Annotated in this window: 18 protein-coding genes and 1 other annotated feature (1 of these 19 cut by a window edge); of the genes, 5 read left to right on the plus strand and 13 right to left on the minus strand. The window is 38.3% G+C overall.

Going from position 1 to position 18731, the window contains the following annotated elements; translation table 11 throughout:
- The first annotated feature begins 32 nt into the window (after nucleotides 1-32).
- On the plus strand, nucleotides 33-479 hold the full coding sequence (locus MKY51_RS12575) for a universal stress protein (protein WP_339172592.1): 447 nt from the start codon (nucleotides 33-35) through the stop codon (nucleotides 477-479).
- 118 nt (nucleotides 480-597) lie between these two features.
- On the opposite strand, the gene MKY51_RS12580 is transcribed toward MKY51_RS12575, so the two are convergent.
- From MKY51_RS12580 to ezrA, 9 genes are all read right to left on the minus strand, one after another.
- The gene (locus MKY51_RS12580; protein ID WP_339172594.1) at nucleotides 598-1539 is read right to left on the minus strand and encodes a class I SAM-dependent methyltransferase; all 942 of its coding nucleotides are present in this window, start codon (nucleotides 1537-1539) and stop codon (nucleotides 598-600) included.
- 142 nt (nucleotides 1540-1681) lie between these two features.
- The gene (tpx, locus tag MKY51_RS12585) at nucleotides 1682-2188 is read right to left on the minus strand and encodes a thiol peroxidase (protein ID WP_339172596.1); all 507 of its coding nucleotides are present in this window, start codon (nucleotides 2186-2188) and stop codon (nucleotides 1682-1684) included.
- 189 nt (nucleotides 2189-2377) lie between these two features.
- Entirely contained in the window at nucleotides 2378-2869 is a 492-nt protein-coding gene (locus MKY51_RS12590) for an RDD family protein (RefSeq protein WP_339172598.1), read from the minus strand.
- Nucleotides 2870-2883: 14 nt separating this feature from the next.
- On the minus strand, nucleotides 2884-3894 hold the full coding sequence (gene sppA / locus MKY51_RS12595) for a signal peptide peptidase SppA (RefSeq protein ID WP_339172600.1): 1011 nt from the start codon (nucleotides 3892-3894) through the stop codon (nucleotides 2884-2886).
- Between the two features lie 215 nt (nucleotides 3895-4109).
- Nucleotides 4110-5672: an acyl--CoA ligase gene (locus MKY51_RS12600; RefSeq protein WP_339172601.1), complete on the minus strand. Its 1563-nt coding sequence runs from the start codon at nucleotides 5670-5672 to the stop codon at nucleotides 4110-4112.
- A 169-nt stretch (nucleotides 5673-5841) separates the two neighbouring features.
- Nucleotides 5842-6051, minus strand: a complete 210-nt coding sequence (locus tag MKY51_RS12605) for an alpha/beta-type small acid-soluble spore protein (RefSeq protein ID WP_339172602.1) — start codon at nucleotides 6049-6051, stop codon at nucleotides 5842-5844.
- A gap of 110 nt (nucleotides 6052-6161) precedes the next feature.
- Entirely contained in the window at nucleotides 6162-7373 is a 1212-nt protein-coding gene (thiI, locus tag MKY51_RS12610) for a tRNA uracil 4-sulfurtransferase ThiI (RefSeq protein WP_339172604.1), read from the minus strand.
- Entirely contained in the window at nucleotides 7370-8518 is a 1149-nt protein-coding gene (locus MKY51_RS12615; protein WP_339172606.1) for a cysteine desulfurase family protein, read from the minus strand. The genes thiI and MKY51_RS12615 overlap by 4 nt, the downstream gene beginning before the upstream one ends.
- A 186-nt stretch (nucleotides 8519-8704) precedes the next feature.
- The gene (ezrA, locus tag MKY51_RS12620; protein WP_339172608.1) at nucleotides 8705-10408 is read right to left on the minus strand and encodes a septation ring formation regulator EzrA; all 1704 of its coding nucleotides are present in this window, start codon (nucleotides 10406-10408) and stop codon (nucleotides 8705-8707) included.
- Nucleotides 10409-10549: 141 nt separating this feature from the next.
- Here ezrA and hisJ point away from each other — a divergent pair, with 141 nt between their 5' ends.
- A complete protein-coding gene (hisJ, locus tag MKY51_RS12625) occupies nucleotides 10550-11353 on the plus strand; it encodes a histidinol-phosphatase HisJ (RefSeq protein WP_339172610.1) in 804 nt (267 codons plus the stop codon).
- 13 nt (nucleotides 11354-11366) lie between these two features.
- Nucleotides 11367-11846: a GAF domain-containing protein gene (locus MKY51_RS12630; RefSeq protein WP_339172613.1), complete on the plus strand. Its 480-nt coding sequence runs from the start codon at nucleotides 11367-11369 to the stop codon at nucleotides 11844-11846.
- Nucleotides 11847-11890: 44 nt separating this feature from the next.
- Here the strand turns inward: MKY51_RS12630 and MKY51_RS12635 are convergent, their stop codons facing one another.
- Entirely contained in the window at nucleotides 11891-13753 is a 1863-nt protein-coding gene (locus tag MKY51_RS12635; RefSeq protein WP_339172615.1) for a diguanylate cyclase, read from the minus strand.
- A 485-nt stretch (nucleotides 13754-14238) separates the two neighbouring features.
- Between MKY51_RS12635 and rpsD the strand changes: the two genes are divergently transcribed.
- Entirely contained in the window at nucleotides 14239-14841 is a 603-nt protein-coding gene (gene rpsD / locus MKY51_RS12640; protein WP_008407801.1) for a 30S ribosomal protein S4, read from the plus strand.
- 158 nt (nucleotides 14842-14999) lie between these two features.
- Nucleotides 15000-15152 (plus strand): YjcZ family sporulation protein, encoded by a 153-nt coding sequence (locus tag MKY51_RS12645; RefSeq protein ID WP_339172618.1) that lies wholly within the window; start codon nucleotides 15000-15002, stop codon nucleotides 15150-15152.
- 250 nt (nucleotides 15153-15402) lie between these two features.
- On the opposite strand, the gene MKY51_RS12650 is transcribed toward MKY51_RS12645, so the two are convergent.
- From MKY51_RS12650 to tyrS, 3 genes are all read right to left on the minus strand, one after another.
- On the minus strand, nucleotides 15403-16017 hold the full coding sequence (locus MKY51_RS12650; protein ID WP_339172620.1) for a YIP1 family protein: 615 nt from the start codon (nucleotides 16015-16017) through the stop codon (nucleotides 15403-15405).
- Nucleotides 16018-16114: 97 nt separating this feature from the next.
- The gene (locus tag MKY51_RS12655) at nucleotides 16115-17287 is read right to left on the minus strand and encodes a substrate-binding domain-containing protein (RefSeq protein WP_339172621.1); all 1173 of its coding nucleotides are present in this window, start codon (nucleotides 17285-17287) and stop codon (nucleotides 16115-16117) included.
- A 98-nt stretch (nucleotides 17288-17385) separates the two neighbouring features.
- A complete protein-coding gene (gene tyrS / locus MKY51_RS12660; RefSeq protein WP_339172622.1) occupies nucleotides 17386-18657 on the minus strand; it encodes a tyrosine--tRNA ligase in 1272 nt (423 codons plus the stop codon).
- A gap of 73 nt (nucleotides 18658-18730) precedes the next feature.
- Nucleotide 18731, minus strand: a binding site (T-box leader); it runs 205 nt beyond the window's last position.

Below are 18731 nucleotides of genomic sequence, written 5' to 3' on the forward strand. Positions count from 1 at the left end.
ATATAGTTATAGATAATTAGGAGGTATGTAAAATGGCAAACCATTATAAAAGCATTGTAGTAGCAGTAGACGGCTCGAAAGAAGCAGAATATGCATTCCGTAAATCAATCGATGTTGCAAAACGCAATGAAGGTGCAACAATCAACCTAGTAAACGTTATCGACACACGTTCTTTCGCAGCGATAGAAGCGTACGACCGTTCAATTGCTGAGCGAGCTCAACAACATGCAGAAGAATTATTAAACGGCTATAAAAAGCAAGCTGAAGAAGAAGGCGTTGAAAACGTTAACCTGATTATTGAATATGGCTCTCCTAAAAATATCATTACAAAAGAACTTTCTAATGTTGTAGAAGCAGATTTAATCATCTGTGGCGCAACTGGTTTAAACGCTGTAGAACGTTTCCTGATCGGTTCTGTATCAGAAGCAATCGTACGTTCAGCTACATGCGACGTATTAGTTATCCGTACTCCAGAGTGATTTAAATAAAGAACATACAAAATGCCATCTTCTCAAATTGAGTCGATGGCATTTATCATTTATCATTTATCATGCATTGCATATATAGTGGAAGAGGCAGTACTTCCGCCTCTAAACTTTATCGCTTCTGATCATTGCTTTCTTTCCACATGCGTACTTTTTCAAAGAACATCGCCAGCGCATCACGGTTTGACATATTCGGTACTTTTGCCAATAAAACCTCACGTGGAGCTTTTAACTGCTCGCTTTGCTTTTGTAAAATCAAAATACTTTTCTCATGCGCTTTTGACGAGAACAGGTTTTCCGGTAATTGGATGACCGCCTGAATCCACGCGTGCCCTTTAATATACTGATGAAGCTGTTTGGCCTGTTCTGATTCGAATAAATTTGCAGGAATCAGGAAAAATCCAAATCCGCCTTCTTTTGTATAATTTAAAGATTGCTCGATAAACAGATGGTGTGCGTAGCTCATTCCCTCTGCCGCGCATAATTCGTAGTCAAGTGCCACTTCTTCATTCGGATAATATCCTACAGGCAAATCACAAACTACCGCATCAACCGGATCGACCAATAGTTTTTCCAAAGCATCTTGACGGAAAAGTGTAACAGGTTGTTCGATCAGGTCTCCTGTCGCTGCTGCCAGTCGAATTAGCAAATCATCGACTTCCACTCCTGAAGCGACTACTTTCCCTTCGAGCGCATTCATGACTGTAAAAAGTAAATTCCCTGTACCGAGTGCCGGATCCACAAGAGAAATCGTCCGGTCCTTTAATTCCTCTTCGAAGCATTGCTCTACAAAATGGCTTACGATGAGCCCCAATGTATCTGGTGTCATTTGGTGGTTCGGCTGTGCACTTTTACGCATTCCTTTTAAAATGGCAATTTGGATTGCTTTACGCATATCTTCCTTCGTTGCACCTACAACTTGCCATTCAAATTTCCCATCCAACGTATCTTCCAATGTTTGCAGTAACGCTTCCAAATAATCCTGCTCTTGCTCGGCAGCAACTTTTTCTGCGTTGTCATTAATATATTTAAAAATTTGTTCAAACTTTTCCATTAAACTGACTCCCTCATTCCATTCATTTGGATTTCTCGCCTGAATACGACATATCCACTAAATGAACAACCCACTCAATGATCATTGAGTGGGTGTTAATTATACATGTAATTACTTTACAACAAAATCACTGAAAACGAAATTATTTTGCAAGAGCTTTTACTGCTTCGATGGCAGCATCATAATTCGGGTGGTCTGTACCTTCTGGAACATATTCCACATAAGCAACTTTACCTGTTTCATCAACAACGAAAATTGAACGTGCTAAAAGGCGTAATTCTTTCATATGTACGCCATATGCTTCACCGAATGATGCATCGCGGTGGTCTGATACTGTTACAACATTATCGATACCCGCAGCTCCACACCAACGTTTTTGAGCAAATGGTAAATCCATTGACACTGTGTAAATTACAACATTGTCGCCTAAGCTTGCCGCTGCTTCATTAAATGTACGAGTTTGCTTATCACAAACACCTGTTTCCAATGAAGGAACAACCGAGAATAAGCGAATTTTACCTTCAGAATCTTTTAAAGTTACTTCTGATAAATCATTTGCAACTACTGTAAAGTCAGGTGCTTGATCACCCACTTTTACCTCATTACCGATTAATGTGATTGGACTGTTTTTAAATGTTACTTGTGCCATACTAAACGCCTCCTTTATATTCCCTAATATTACTAAAAAAGATTTAGCAATTGCAACTAACTGAGCTTATATTCATTTAAATAAAGTAAACAAAAAGAAAAGAGCTGTTTTATAAGACGTATCTTACAAAACAGCTCTTCTCTTGCTTAGAAGGTGTCGATAGTAATTTATTTCCCGTTCTTTTCATTTTTAAACATCTTTTGTATAAATATTTTCATGAACAACGACCGTATCGGCAAAATAATCGGCAATGCTCTTATTATTTGGTGAAAAGGCGACAATTAAATACGGTAAATATAATAATGTACCGTTAATAAACCGGCCGACCCCCTCACGAAATAGTACCGTCATCCAATCCAGTGCTTCCCCATCGTCTTTTTCAACTTTGATTCCAAACGTCATTTTCCCTAACGTTTGCTTGAAAAATTTTGTCATGAGCACAAAATAAGCATAGAAAATAAATCCCGAAATAATTGTCATCGGTGCATACCATACATCGCTGGCAACACTCCAATTCATCAATGCAAATATCGGTCTAATCGAGACACCGATAATCGCACTAACAACAATTGAATCCAACAGAAATGCCCAGAAACGCATCCAGAAGCCGGCTGTTTTTTGTTTTATAGAAGGCGGCTTTACGACAGATGCTTCATCCACTACTTCGATTATGTCAGTCATCGTAATCCCTCCTATTAGTAGTCACCATATAAATACATCATACGAGGTGAATTTGTCGTCGATATAATTTTGGACAATACTTCAGACTCAGCAGATGGTCGCAGCATAGAACCCAGTTTCACACCTAATAATGAACCCCAGCTTGATGTATCCTTTGTATATTCAAACAGCGCTGCATCTTCCAATCCATAATCTGTGCGTAATGCATTAATCGTCGCTTCCTCATTTCCAATTTCATCAACAAGACCTGCACGTAATGCCTGCGTACCGCCCAGTACACGCCCATCCGCTACTTTCTTCACTTGCGCTTCAGACATATTACGTCCGGCTTCTATAATATCAACGAAATGTTCATATGATTCATCGATCATTTCCTGCAGCATCGCAAGCTCCTCTTTAGTAGAAGGTCTTACTCCGCCAAACATGTCTTTATGTTCGCCTGATTTGATTGTTTCAAACTCGACCCCGAAATTCTCGGCTAATTTCCCGTAGTTAATCGATTGCATAATAACACCGATTGAACCGGTAATTGTCTCACGTTGAGCAAAGATTTTATCTGCTGGTGCTGAAATATAATAACCGCCCGAAGCAGCCATTGATCCCATTGATACGTAAATCGGAATTTGCTTTTCTTCTTTAATTTTCAATAACTTTTGGTAAATTTCTTCTGATTCAATGACACCGCCACCTGGAGTGTTTACAGATAATATAACGCCTTTAACTGTATCGTCTTCCAGTACAGCATCCAGTTGCTCCATAAATAACTGATGATTGTAATCGACCGTTTCCCAAATACTCGGTTCCCCTACATCCTGAATTACACCATCTACCGTTAAATGTGCAATTCGACTCGTTAAATCTCCTGTCTCCACGACATTTTCGTATGTGAGCGATTCTGTACCCATCAAGTTATCGAAACTAGTAAAGAAATCGGTCTTAAAAATCGAAATAATCGTATTGATTCCGATAGAGAAAAATAATAATACGGCAGCAATAATGAGTGCCACTACTCGTTTTGTATTCATTTTCACGCCTCCTCAATATATGTACGAAACTATTTTACAAAAAGTTTCATCAAAAACCATTTCCTGCAGTGATTTTGACATACTACCATTTGAACAGCCAACCACCAAACGTTAACTGTTATATGAATACTTGCATTATAAAGTAAAAAAAGGCGGCAAATTTCGCCACCTTTTTTAATTACCCGGGAAATAATTGTCGAGCAATGTTATTTCCCTTACTTTACACGCAATTCAACTCGACGGATTTTCCCTGAAATTGTTTTAGGCAATTCGTCTAAAAACTCGATAATTCGCGGATATTTGTATGGTGCCGTCAGTTGTTTGACATGATTTTGCAGATCTTCAACAATTGTCGGGCTATCCTTTAATGTACCATCCTTTAGAACGACAAATGCTTTTACAACATTTCCCCGAATTTCGTCGGGGCTTGCAACAACAGCACATTCCTGGACAGCTGGGTGTTTTGTTAACGCATCTTCTACTTCAAACGGTCCGATTGTATAACCTGATGAAATAATAATGTCATCATTACGTCCCTCAAACCAGAAATAGCCGTCTTGATCTTTTATTGCCCGGTCGCCTGTTACATACCAATCTCCACGATACTGAATTGATGTACGCTCAGGATCTTTATAATATCCTTTAAATAATGCAGGAGTCGATCTGTGCACTGCAATATCACCGACTTCACCAGGTGGTACAAGGTCACCGTCTTCATTGATTAAATCGATGATATTTCCCGGAGTCGGTTTTCCCATTGAACCAGGGCGTAATTCCATATTTAATAATGTCCCGATCAACAATGTATTTTCTGTTTGACCATAGCCATCACGGACAGTTAAATGGTGCTCACGTTCAAATGTTTCAATCACTTCACGGTTTAATGGCTCCCCAGCAGATACAGCGCTACGCAATGAAGATAAATTAAATGAGTTCAACTGATCTAATTTCGCCATCATTCGATATTCCGTTGGTGTACAGCATAGTACATTGATTTGCTGTTGCTCGATTAAATGTAAAAACTGTGTTGGATCAAATTTTCCTTTGTATACAAATCCTGTTGCGCCACTGCCTAACACAGCAAGAAACGGACTCCAGATCCATTTTTGCCATCCTGGTGCCGCTGTTGCCCATACTGTATCGCCATCGCGTACACCAAGCCACTCAGCTGCCGTTGTACGTAAATGGGCATAACCCCACCCATGTGAGTGCATTACGGCTTTTGGATTGCCTGTTGTCCCTGACGTATAGGCTAAAAACGCCAAATCATTTGCTGTTGTCTCAACAGAATCGAACTCGGTTGACTGCTGATCTGCAAGCGCCGTCAAAGAAGTCCAACCTTCTTTTTCATTTCCGACGATAAAGCATTCGACATTCGCTAAATTTTCCACATGTTCAAACTCATTTACGAACTGCTCCATTACGATAATTGCCTTCGCCTCTGAATGATTTAGACGATAATCGATATCTTTAGCCCGCAAAAGCTCGGAACTCGGGATGATGACTAGTCCTGCTTTTAATGCTCCAATATAAGAAACATATGCTTCTAAACAGCGCGGCAGCATAATTAAAATAACATCACCTTTTTTTAATCCTTGTGCATAAAATGCATTTGCGGCCTGATTTGCCCTTTGTAGTAACTCTTCGTATGTATACCGCTCTTGATGTCCGTTTTCTTCCTGAAACACTAATGCTGTTTTTGAGCTTTTATTTTCATGCTTTTCGAATTCATTTACAATATTATAAATTTCCGGTGCAATTAATTGGTTTTCATTCATTTTCATATTCTCCCCTTTGTTTGAAAAAAATGAGCCTTACATATTAAGTATAATAATCCTTTTCATTAATATCAAAATATTCCGCCACTTTTTGTTGCATAACAAAAATTATTTATAAACAAAATAAAAAGAAACGCTACTTAAAAGTAGCGTTCTTTTTTAAAACGTATTATTGGTTTTGGTTGCCGCCGCGTAATTGCTGCTCAGCCATCTGTACTAGGCGTTTCGTAATTTCGCCACCTACAGAACCGTTTGCACGAGATGATGCGTCAGGACCTAATTGTACGCCAAATTCTTGTGCAATTTCATATTTCATTTGGTCTAAAGCTTGTTGTGCACCAGGTACACGTAATTTGTTTGAGCTGTTGTTGTTTGCCATCTGTCTCTCACCTCCTTGTGACATTAGAATGTGCCGGGAGGAGAGATTAATACATAAAAAACACAGGTAAATTATAGCTCGATTAGGAAATCATTTTCAGTATCTAAAAATTATAGTAAATCAGCGAATTTATCTTCTTTTACTTCCTTTTGAGGGAACTGATATACTTCACGGTTTTTAACGGCACGATCAATTAAATCATCGAATTCCGTAAAGCTTTCAAAACGTTGAACCTTTTCTAGTTTCGGTTTTGTTTTCGGACTAGATGGTGTGAAAATCGTACAGCAATCTTCAAATGGCTGGATTGATGTTTCGTATGTGCCAATATCTTTTGCAATTTTAATGATATCGTTTTTGTCTGCAGAGATTAGCGGACGTAAAATCGGTGTATTTGTCACGTCATTAATTGCCGTTAAACTTTCTAATGTTTGTGAAGCGACTTGTCCCAAGCTTTCGCCTGTTACAATACCTAATGCGCCGATATCTTCACGCACTTTATCGGCTACTTTCATCATCATTCGGCGTGTTGATGTCATTGACATGTTGTCTGGCACTGCGTCTTTTACTGCCACTTGCAGTTCCGTGAACGGAATGACATGCAGACGAATATTTGCACCGAATTTTGTTAATTCATTTGCAAGTTCTTTTACTTTTTGTAATGCATTATCGCTCGTATACGGAGGACTGAAGAAATGAATCGCATCCAGTCGCACGCCGCGTTTCATCATTAAGTAACCTGCAACTGGGCTGTCGATACCACCTGAAAGCATCAGCAATGAACGTCCGTTTGAACCAATCGGCATACCTCCAGCACCTTGAATCACTTGAGCCATCATATAGATCGCATCTTCGCGAACTTCAATGCGTAGTGCAAAATCCGGTTTTTTCACCTGTACTTTAAAGTTCGGGAAATTCGGCAATATCGTCGCACCCATTTCACGCTGTAATTCATGCGTATCCAACGGGAAAGTTTTATCTGTACGATGTACTTCAACTTTAAATGTTAAATCGCCTTTATCACGATAGTCTTCTAAAATTTCAAAGGCTAAAGCTTTCATCACATCCAGATCTTTTTCACAAGATGCAACAGGGCTGATTGATTGAATACCGAAAACATGTGGTAAACGATCCATCAGTACATCAAATTTTTCTTTATTTTCAACTTCAATAAACATACGGTCACGCTCTGCACGAATTTTCAGTGGTGCAATATCGTTAAATGAATAACGTACATTATCACGTAAACGGCTGATAAAATCTTTTTTGTTACGACCTTTTGTTGAAAGTTCACCATAGCGAACTAAAATTTCTTTAAAAATCATTGCGTAATATCTCCTTTTAATTCTTTCATTACGATTGTGAATTGCTTTTTAAATGAGGCAATATCTTCGTCTGTATTGATGGCGCCTAGGCTTAAACGGAGGACACCGTTTTTATAGCGGCTATCGATATTAAGTGCTTCCACAACATGGCTTGTTTTCGTCTGTTTTGACGAGCAGGCACTTGATGTTGAAACGATAATATCACGTTTTTGTAATGCATTTATTAAAATTTCACCTTTTAGTCCTCTTACACTGAACGATAAAATATGCGGTGCACCGTCTTTCGGCGACAGGACATATACTTCCTGACCAAATTGCTCAAAGAAACGATGAAGATCTGCAGACCACTTTTTAAAGTTTTCAACATTCCCCGCCATGCCTTCAACAGCTAAACGGGCGGCTTTTGCCAATGATACAGCTTGAGGTACAGCAACCGTACCACTTCTTAATCCAAACTCTTGTCCACCACCAACGATAAATGCCTTAAGCTGTGGTTTTTTACGGAATGCTAACAAGCCACTTCCTTTTAAACCCTGAATTTTATGGCCTGAAATGGAAATGACATCCGGACCGTTGTCTCCATCAAAAAAGACCGGCAGCTTACCGAAACTTTGAATCGCATCAACATGGAACATCGCCTGGCATGTACGGTGAATAATTTGTGCAGCTTCCTTAATCGGCTGCACAGCTCCGATTTCGTTGTTGACATGCATAATGCTCACAATAATAGTATCTTTGCGAAGCTTTTGCTGTAATTCCTCTAAAGAAATAACTCCATATTTATTCACTTTTAGGTAATCAATTTCGTAGCCTTCTTCTTCCAATCGCTTGACTGCTTCCAGAATCGAAGGATGTTCTATTTCTGTCGTAATAATATGCTTGCCTCTAAAATTGCTCGATTTGGCTAAACCAAAAAGTGCTGCATTATTCGATTCCGTCCCTCCGGAAGTGAACAAAATATTCTTTTCCTCTGTATGAAGAATATTCGCCAATTGCTCCCGAGCTTTTGTAAGTAAGGCATTTGACTCGACACCTGCACGGTGAATCGATGCAGGGTTGGCATAATACTGTTCATTCACTAACATAAATGTAGCCAAGACATCTTTGTGCGGCTTTGTTGTCGCACTATTATCTAAATATATCATCTATACTCAACCTTCTTTTTAAAACTAATTTCCCGTAATCTTATTACCATTACAGTTTCCTGCTTTTATTCATCACTTACCAAAGAGAGAGGTTGTGTTAATCGTCAATTTGACGATTAACACAACCTCATAAATGTGCTTATTTATTATAACGCTAAATGGATCAACATGTAACCGTTATGCTTATTATTTTGTAAGCAGCTGCTCCTGAACGAGCTCCTCAATGCGCTTAATTGCATTAGGGTCGATAATTTCAACCGCTTTTGCTGCATCTTCCAGTGCTTTTATGTAGCGGAATTTCTTGAATGCATCTTCAGCTTCAAGCAAATATTCATGTACTTGTCGATTTGTAGCACGGTAGCGGTTACCGAACTGAATAAGACGCTCAATAATTAATACATTTTCAATCATTTCCTGTGCTTTTTCATGTGTTTCCTCAATCGACTGCTTTGCATTAAGTAAATGCTGGTTCACTTGGATAATATTCAACGGTACTTCCTGTAGGCTTTGAACAACTACAAAAATCTGTTCTGCTGCCTCTTCTAATCTAGCATCCATTTCTTCCGGAATCCCCGGAATATTGGCACGTCCTAGCAGGCGCTCTGTATCTTGCAATAATCGCTTTAAAGTTTCCAATTCAGCTCTTGCTTTATTTTCATCGATACGGAGATTTTTCAGTTTGTTCGAGAATTTTTCCTGCTCTTCAGCAATTTGCTCGATTTCATCCGTAATTTCTTTTAGCTCTTCCTGTAAGCTCGAGTAAGCTGACTTTTCTTCTTGAACGCGTGTTGATAACAGTTCATAGCGTCTTTGTAATACTTCCAAATGCTTTAAGCCCGCTTTTGGAATTTCCGCTTCTTTATCCTGTAAACGGTAGCTATGCTGTACATAAGCGACTTCATCATTAATGTCCTTAGTGAGGCGCATTACATCATTGATCACACTGTACATACCAGAACAGTTGCGTTCAACATATTTTCTTGCCATAACTTCTTTTTCCAGCAAGTTATAGAAGTGATCAATTTCATCATTAATTGTTTGAATGCGTGGTGAAACTGCCGGCAAGTTCAATTCAGCAATTGCCGCTTTTAACATTTCCAGTTCGTTTTCAAGTCCATTCAAATATTCAGTCAGTTCTAAATGGCGTAAATAATACCTTTGTTCTTCCATTTCACGCTGTCCATTACGAAGTTCATGAATTGCAGTTGGGATTTTAGTTTGAATTTCTGTAAGCAGTGTCGGCACATCATTTAATAAACTAAAAATTTCTTGTGCTTCACTGTTCAGCTGTAGGACAATTTCACGTGCCTGCAAATAGTTGCCGTCTTTCGTTAACTCATCAAACTCTTCAAACTTCGGCGTAAATTGCTCCAGCTTCTTTTCCAACGCTTCCAACGCAGGTCCAAATGAATGCTGGTGCGCCAAAATTGTCTTGCGTGCAGAGCGGTAATATTCTTTCAGCTGCTCGATTTCAATGCGGTTTTTCTCTTCACTGCCAATCAATTCATCCAGTTCAGTAATAATCTGTACACGTACTTGCTCACATTTAGCAAGCTCCTGTTCGATATCACGTTCTGTATGTGATGCTTTTTTAAATTTAAATCGGTCGACAAATTCTTCCGCATCAAACAACAATTCGTCAATTTTCGGAATTTGCTTATCGACAACATCCAACCAGCGATTACGCCAGTTTTCAAACAGCTCTTCTGTTTGACCGTTCATATTAAGGGCTTTTACTTTTGCGAGCTCCTCAAAAATCGGGTAATGTTGTATTTGTAGTTTTTCCTTATCTAATCGTCCTATTTCTGCATTATGCTTGCGTCTTACTACTAAGCCTGCCATTAATAATGCTAATAGTACGACGACAACAATGATGATATACTTTATCATTGTAAGCCCCCTAATCCCAAATAAAATCAATATTTTAGCTATATACGTATTATTTATAATAACATGTTTTTTTATATTTGTTTAACTATTTCCAGCTTTTTTTACTTTTAAATACCATAATTTTGAAGGAAGGTCATTCAATTGAAACGAGACGGTCATATACATACACCTTTTTGTCCCCATGGTTCTACAGATTCGATCGAAAAATATGTCGAAAAAGCGATAGCAAGCGGCTTTAAAGAGATTACTTTTACAGAGCATGCCCCCTTACCTGAAAACTTTGTCGATCCAACGCCTGACAAGGATAGCGGCATGAATCCCGCTTATTTGATGGATTACTTTAAACTACTGAAGCGCGCTAAAGAACAGTATCAATCTGAAATTAAAATCAATATTGGCTTAGAAGTAGACTATATTGTCGGCTATGAACATGAAACAAAACAATTTCTGAATGAAGTCGGTCCATTGATGGATGACGCCATATTGTCCGTACACTTTTTAAACTTTCAAGACGAGTATGTATGTATTGACTTTTCACAGGAAGTATATTTACAATTTGCCAATAAGGTTGGCGGCATTCTTCCTATGTATAAGCTTTACTACGAAACGGTGAAAAAGTCGATCAAAGCAGATTTAGGCTTATATAAACCAAAGCGTATAGGACATCCTACTTTAATCCATAAATTCCAGCATGCCCATGACGAACAGATCGATGATGCAGCGGACATCAGTGAATTATTGAAGATGATGCAAACCGGTCATTATGAGCTGGATTTTAATAGTGCCGGTCTGAGTAAACCGTATTGTAAGGAGCCATACCCGCCCTATCCATTTGTGAAACAGGCAATTGATTTACAAATCCCGGTTATTTTCGGCTCGGATGCCCATACGGCAGCTGATTTACATCAGCATTATGATTTATTGCAAGACAAAATAACTTTTTAATTGGAGGATTTCTATGTTTGGAAATATTACTTATAACGGGACTTTGACAGAACAGTACGAACTGCTTTCTAAACAGCTAGATGCATTGCTGGAAGGGGAAAAAAACTTAATCGCTAACTTAAGTAACGCTTCCGCTTTATTAAATACTTTTTTAAAGGAAATTAACTGGGTTGGATTTTATTTAATGGATGAAGGCGAATTGGTACTCGGACCATTCCAGGGCTTGCCTGCTTGTGTTCGAATTCCTGTAGGTCGCGGTGTTTGCGGCACAACCGTTGCAAAAGAACAGACAATGGTTGTAGACGATGTACACGCTTTCCCAGGTCATATTGCTTGTGACGCTGCATCCAAATCGGAAATCGTTATTCCTTTAATTAAAAATGGAGTCGTTTTAGGCGTTTTAGATATTGATAGCCCGATTGAAGCACGTTTTACTACCGAAGATAAAGATGGTTTGGAAAAATTCGTGAATATACTGTTAAAGCATATTTAATTGCTAAAAAGGGAGTGCCCGAAAAATAATTCCGGGTACTCCCTTTAACATTGTAGTTCCATTGGTTTTTCATATACACATAGTCGGTTTTTTCCGTTTCGTTTTGCATGGTAAAGTGCAATATCAGCTTGCAAAAACATATTTTTAAAATCCGGACGGCTGCTCTTATGCCACGTAATCATACCCGCAGAAACCGTAACTGAAGGATTTGTTACGTTTGGCACCATCTGTACAATCCCATCAGAAATTTCAATTGCCTCTCTTTCTGAAATATTCGGAATATAGATAGCGAGTTCTTCACCACCCCAGCGTGAGCATATGCCTCTTTTTCCTATTTCACTTTGGAGTCGCTTAGCTATTTGTACGATTACATCATCTCCAACTTGATGGCCGTATGTGTCATTAACTTTTTTAAAGTTATCAATATCAATTAACAGGAACATCCCTGAATCGTCCTTTTGAATTGCCTTTTCCACGTATGCATCGGAGTAACTTCTAGCGTAAAGCTTTGTTAAATGGTCTCGATCCACCATTTCCTGAAGCTGTTCACGCAATACAGAATTGGAAATTGCTAACGAGGAATGATGAATAAGTGATTGCATTAATTTGAAGCTATCAAAGGAGAAGAAATAGGGTTCTTTATGCAATACAATGCTAAACCCGATAATATCTTCTTCTACAATCATTGGAATGGCCATGATCGATTTATACTCAATGTCCCCTGAAATAAGACGGCTGAAATCAGCAATAAATAATGGGTCTTGTGTCGATTGAAAATGTTTTTCCACATGCTGGATATATACATTACACGCTATATGATTGAAAAGGTCTGTACAAGCTTCAGTCAAAATATACTTGTCATCTTCTTTAAAAAGGAATCCTAACTCCATCGGCTGAAACGATTTCATCATTTGCTTTTGTAAAAATAATAGCATTTCACTGATTGTCAATTTCATATTTAAACGATGGGAAGTTTCATTGATCAACTGCAAATCCGTTATGAGACGATGTGATTGATGATAGAGTTTTGCGTTTTCCAAAGCATTTCCTGAAGCTTGGGCAAGCATGCGGATAAATTCTTTTTCTGAACTTGCAAATGGGTAATTGATAGGCGCTTTCACCTGTAAAATTCCGTATATGGCTTGTCTCCCTTTTATAGGAACATTCAATAATCGGCGGTTTTGTTCAACAGCTATATCCTCATTCAATTCTCCCGATACGAAAGACTCGATGGTTGCTGGCCGCTCCGACAAATAGTCGAAAGGTTTTATTTTCACTCTCGTTTGACGGTCTTGGTCATTCGATAAAATCAGTTCAACTTCCAGACCAGGAAAATTCTCTTCAATTGTAACAAGCACATTTTCCAAAATTACATCAATATCCATCGTCGAATGGAAAAGATCGGTCATACCGTACAATTTACGGTACTTTTGTTCATTCGAATAAACTTCATATTTTGAAGTTAAAAATGAATAGGAACCCGATATCGCACTTACAATATCTTCTGTCAGCACTTTTTCAATAGGTGCGTTTACTTGATTATATTTAAATATAATAATAGCTTCTATTTTATCGTTTATTATAAGTGGCATTACATCCGTATGGTTTGCAAAATACGGCTGCTCTCTTAAAAACCCGGGTAACTTCACAACTTTATTACCGTTAAAATAGGGTTGTATTAAATCTAATGTTACATCAACATTCAGCAGTTCTAAGTTGTCGATCGGTTTCAATTTATTTTCGCTTACATGAAATAAAAAACAATGTTCCATATTAAAGTGTTTTATTAGGCTTTCTTCTAATAAGAAAAAGTAATCATAAAATTTACTTCGTTGTAATTTCGTCTTCATACAAAGGCTTAAAATATCCGATTTAAATTGATCAATCTTTTGTTGATTTTCCACCATTAAATCACCTTTTCTTTTACTATTGCAATGTCGGTTCTTTTCACTTAACCACAAGTATACACATTTTATGCCTTATTGACTATTTAATTTTGTTATATTTTTCTAATAAACACCTCCATTTGCATTGTTTTTCGAACATTCAAGCATTTTACCGTTCTTATCTACTACCCAGTTTTATGCTTAAATACCCATACAAATGATCATTTATTTTTATTTTTCATTCCCTCTTAATATATTCAAAAAGTAATACACCCTTGTTGACGAATAGATAAAAAAAAGATACAATAGCCTTTGTGTAAAATGAATGCAGTAGTTGTATAACTTAAATGTAGTATTTTATTCCTTCTGTTTAGACAGAATGGTGTATTGTGTAACCCTTTCGGCTGCATGGGCGAAGATACATGAAAATAGAATACCGTTTAATGTCGGGTACAACTGGTTTTTTCTTTTACAACAAAAACCAATTTTAAGGAGGAGACACAATTATGTCTCGTTATACAGGTCCATCTTGGAAACTATCTCGTCGTCTTGGTATTTCATTAAGCGGCACAGGTAAAGAAATCGCAAAACGCCCTTACGCACCAGGTCAACACGGCCCGAACTCTCGTGGTAAAAAATCAGAGTACGGTCTACAATTAACTGAAAAGCAAAAATTACGTCATATGTACGGTATGACTGAACGTCAATTCAAAAACACTTACCTACGTGCTGGTAAATTACAAGGTGTACACGGTGAAAACTTCATGATCTTACTTGAAACTCGCCTTGACAACTTAGTTTACCGTTTAGGTTTAGCTCGCACTCGTCGTGCAGCACGTCAATTAGTTAACCACGGTCACATCTTAGTTGATGGTAACCGCGTTGACATCCCATCTTACTCAGTAAAACCAGGTCAAACGATCTCTTTACGTGAGAAATCAGCTAACCTTTCAGTTGTTGCTGAATCAATCGAAGTAAACAGCTTCGTACCAGAATATTTATCATTCGATGCAGACTCTAAAGTAGGTACTTTCGTACGTTTACCAGAGCGCTCTGAATTATCTTCTGAAATCAACGAACAGTTCATCGTAGAGTTCTACTCTCGTTAATCTTTCGAGCTTCAGATATATTCGAATCAAACCATCAAGCCCTGTTCATCAGGTGCCTGGTGGTTTTTTTTGCATTAAATAATTTTTTGAAATTTGTTCAATCGCCCCGGTCAACCTTGCTTCGTTGAATAGGATAACGAGGAAAGGGGGTGAATTTAATGGGTTACGGATATGAAGGGTATCAACAACAACCAAGCTACGGTGGTTACGGCTGTGGTGGCGGTAACAGCGGTGGTAACAGCTCAACTTTCGTTCTGATCGTTGTTCTATTCATTCTTTTAATTATTGTAGGCGCTACTTTCGCTTACTAATAGCATCGATCACAAAAATTCTTTAGCTAGCCAGAAATAATTCCAACTACTTATTACTGTTTTTCACGCCATTAGGGTCACTTCCCCCAGTGACCCTTTTAATTTTACGTTCCGTGACAATTTATTCAGCTTTTTCCTTTATACTTAGACGATATACAGCCTGCTAGCAACAAAAAAGATGCTGTACGCTAATTTAGCGGCAGCATCTTTTAACTATATTTTAAACACATAATATTATTAAAAATGTATTTTAGTAAAACAAAAAGTACATTGCTCCTAATACAGCAATTACTATAAATGAAGCAAAAAATGCTTTCAATTTCGAAATGTGGTGGACTTCTGAAATTCCAATCACGGTAATGACATATGTCCAAATACTACTAATAATAATCAGTGTTCCGCAAACAAATTGCAGGATCAAATCACCTAATGATGTTTCCATATAAGAAATCGAGAAAAATGACTGTGGTGCGAACTGCATCCAGAAAAGCAGTACCGGCAATATCCAAATATAAGGAATCATTGTCATACTAATCATGCGGAACATTTCTTTAAATTTCCCTACACCACCGAACGCTTTTGCTGATAGTGTCAATACACCTGCCGATAAGACGGTAGAAAGAAAGTACAGTATTAGACTAACTAGAAATGTTGAATAGACGATATCCCCCAATGTAAATTGTCCTGTAAATTCTTCACCGATAAAGCCGGTTAAATTGCTAGCAAATACTCCGATAATACCAACGAAAATGAAATAAGATAACTTTTTAGTTGTTAACACATAACGAATAGTATCTCGGGGTTTAACAGCAATGCTTAATATGGCATGTCGATCATCGACTGTGCCCGTTAATTGCTCACTCAAAATAATATCCCCCTAAAAATATGTATACATTCTATTATACTGATACTTTTAAGGTGATACAAAATTATTGCTCCTTTAGTAGCATACCAATCTTTTACTATTCGCCAGATTTAAGAGATACATAGCCAGCCTTTTCGACTAATGCCTGCCCTTCTTCCGAAAGCACCCAATCAATCAGTTCCTTAACATTTCCTGTTGGCTCGCCTGCTGTCACAATATAAAATTCGGATGCTATCGGATACGTATTGTTGCGAATCGTTTCTCTTGTCGGTGCAACTCCATCGATTTCCAAAAGTTTAATTTCTTTATTTTTAACCATCTCATTTGAATAGTAGCGGAAAGTATAGCCGATTGCATTTTTATAATTTTTGTATCGGGACACTTCATTGATAATTCCGCCCATTCCTGTCGCTATATCTTCCGTTGGTGCTTCCATCAATCGAGTATCTCCCATAAGCCGTTGAAGGGCTGTCTGCGATCCGCTGTCCTGGGGTCTTTGGAATGCCCTGATTGAATCATCTTTTCCCCCAACTTCTGACCAGTTTGTAATTTCTCCAGCATAGATTCCCTTAATTTGATCGAGCGATAAACGATTGACTTTATTTTTACTGTTGACGAAAAAGACAAATGCTTCTTTTCCGATTGGTGTCAGATGAAGTTTAATCCCCTGTTGTTCAGCCTGGTTAATTTGCGCATCGGAAGGACCCGCTGCAAAAATCATGTCTGTCTTTCCGAAAATCAGATTTGTATAGGCTTCATGCGTCTGGTTGACCATAACTTCACTTTTGTAGGGATTGTATTCTTTTTCTGGATATACATGCTCTGTAATGGCGGCATACAATGGATACAATGCGGTTGCGCCATCCATCTTCGGTAAAGGTTCCTCTAGCTTTAAAGTAGGCTCATTCTCCAATTGAACTAATTTATTTTCATCTGTAAATGGCTCATATTGGTAAATATTCACTTCTGCATCAACAGTCGGCACCCTATTATCGAACCATTTATAAACAGGTTGTATCAAACAGACGACTAAAATGATTCCGGCAATCGTCCAAAAGATTTTTATACGTTTTCTATTTTTATAAAATACATCAAAAAGCACAAGCACATAACCAATGTATATAATGACCGCAGCGGAAATGATGAACGGTATAAAGTGAATGTTACCGCTAAACGCTACCATAAATAATAATATGAAAGTAAAAAAGCTGACAGTCAGTAAGACAAAAATGGAAACGACAATTTTCCATAAATACGATTTATTTCCCAATATTATCACCCCTATCCTATACCTTCTTTATGAAACAGGAAACTCCTTTTAAAAAAACGTCTTGGAAAACTGCTGCCTTCCAAGACGTTTTATTTTAATTAAGCAAATTTAACCATATGGTATTTTTTCTTACCGCGACGGATAATGGCAAAAGCATCTTCCAAACGGTCTTTCGAATCGATTACATAGTCAAGATCCGTAATTTTTTCACCGTTCACACTAATTGCACCGTTAGTTACATCTTCACGTGCTTGGCGTTTGGATGAAGAAATCCCTGCTTCTACAATTAATTCCACGATATTTTTATCCTCTTTTGCCACTTCTACAGAAGGAACACCAGAGAAGGCTACTTTCATTTCTTCTACTGATAATGCTTTTAAATCACCAGAGAATAATGCTTTTGTAATACGCTCTGCTGCTTCCAGACCTGCTTCACCATGAATCAGACGTGTCATTTCTTCAGCCAGCGCTTTTTGAGCTTTACGTAAATGCGGCTCTTCTTCCACACTTACTGCAAGACCTTCAATCTCTTCACGTGTCAGGAATGTGAAGATTTTCAGGTATTTCACGACATCGGCATCCGCTGTATTGATCCAGAACTGGTAGAACTCGTATGGAGATGTTTTTGCAGCGTCTAGCCATACAGCGCCACCCGCTGTTTTACCGAATTTCGTACCATCCGCTTTTGTTACAAGCGGAATTGTAATACCGAACGCCTTCGCATTTTCATCATGTGTTTTACGAATCATTTCCAGGCCAGTTGTAATGTTGCCCCACTGATCCGAACCGCCTACTTGAATTCGAACATTGTGATGATCATACAAGTGGTTGAAGTCGATACCTTGGATTAATGTGTAGGCAAATTCAGTGAATGAAATACCTGAGTCGAGTCGTGATGCAACTGTATCTTTATTTAAAATGTAGTTAACATTGATCAGTTTCCCGTAATCACGAAGGAAATCGATTAATGACATCGGACCAACCCAGTCATTGTTGTTTACAAGTACAGCACTGTTTGCCGCATCCGATGAAAAGTCGAATAAGCGCTCCATTTGCTTTTTTAGACCTTGCACATTTTTTTCGATCTGATCCATTGTCTGTAACTGACGCTCTTCTGAACGGCCAGATGGATCTCCTACAGTTCCTGTAGCTCCGCCAACTAATAAAATCGGTGTATGGCCTGCTTTTTGGAAGCGGCGTAATGTAAGCAATGGCACAATATGTCCGATATGCATCGAGTCTGCTGTCGGGTCAACACCTACGTATAGGGAAACCTTTTCCTCATTTAATAGCTTTTCCATACCTTCCGCGTCTGTTTGCTGGTATAACAGTCCGCGCCATTCCAAGTCTTGCAGTAATTCATTTGTCATTTGTTTTCTCTCCTTTTACATGATGCGTCATTTACTTGTAAGGAAACGAAAAACGTCCCTACACGCAAATGCAT

This window comes from Solibacillus sp. FSL R5-0691 (assembly GCF_037974225.1).
GTDB lineage: Bacteria > Bacillota > Bacilli > Bacillales_A > Planococcaceae > Solibacillus.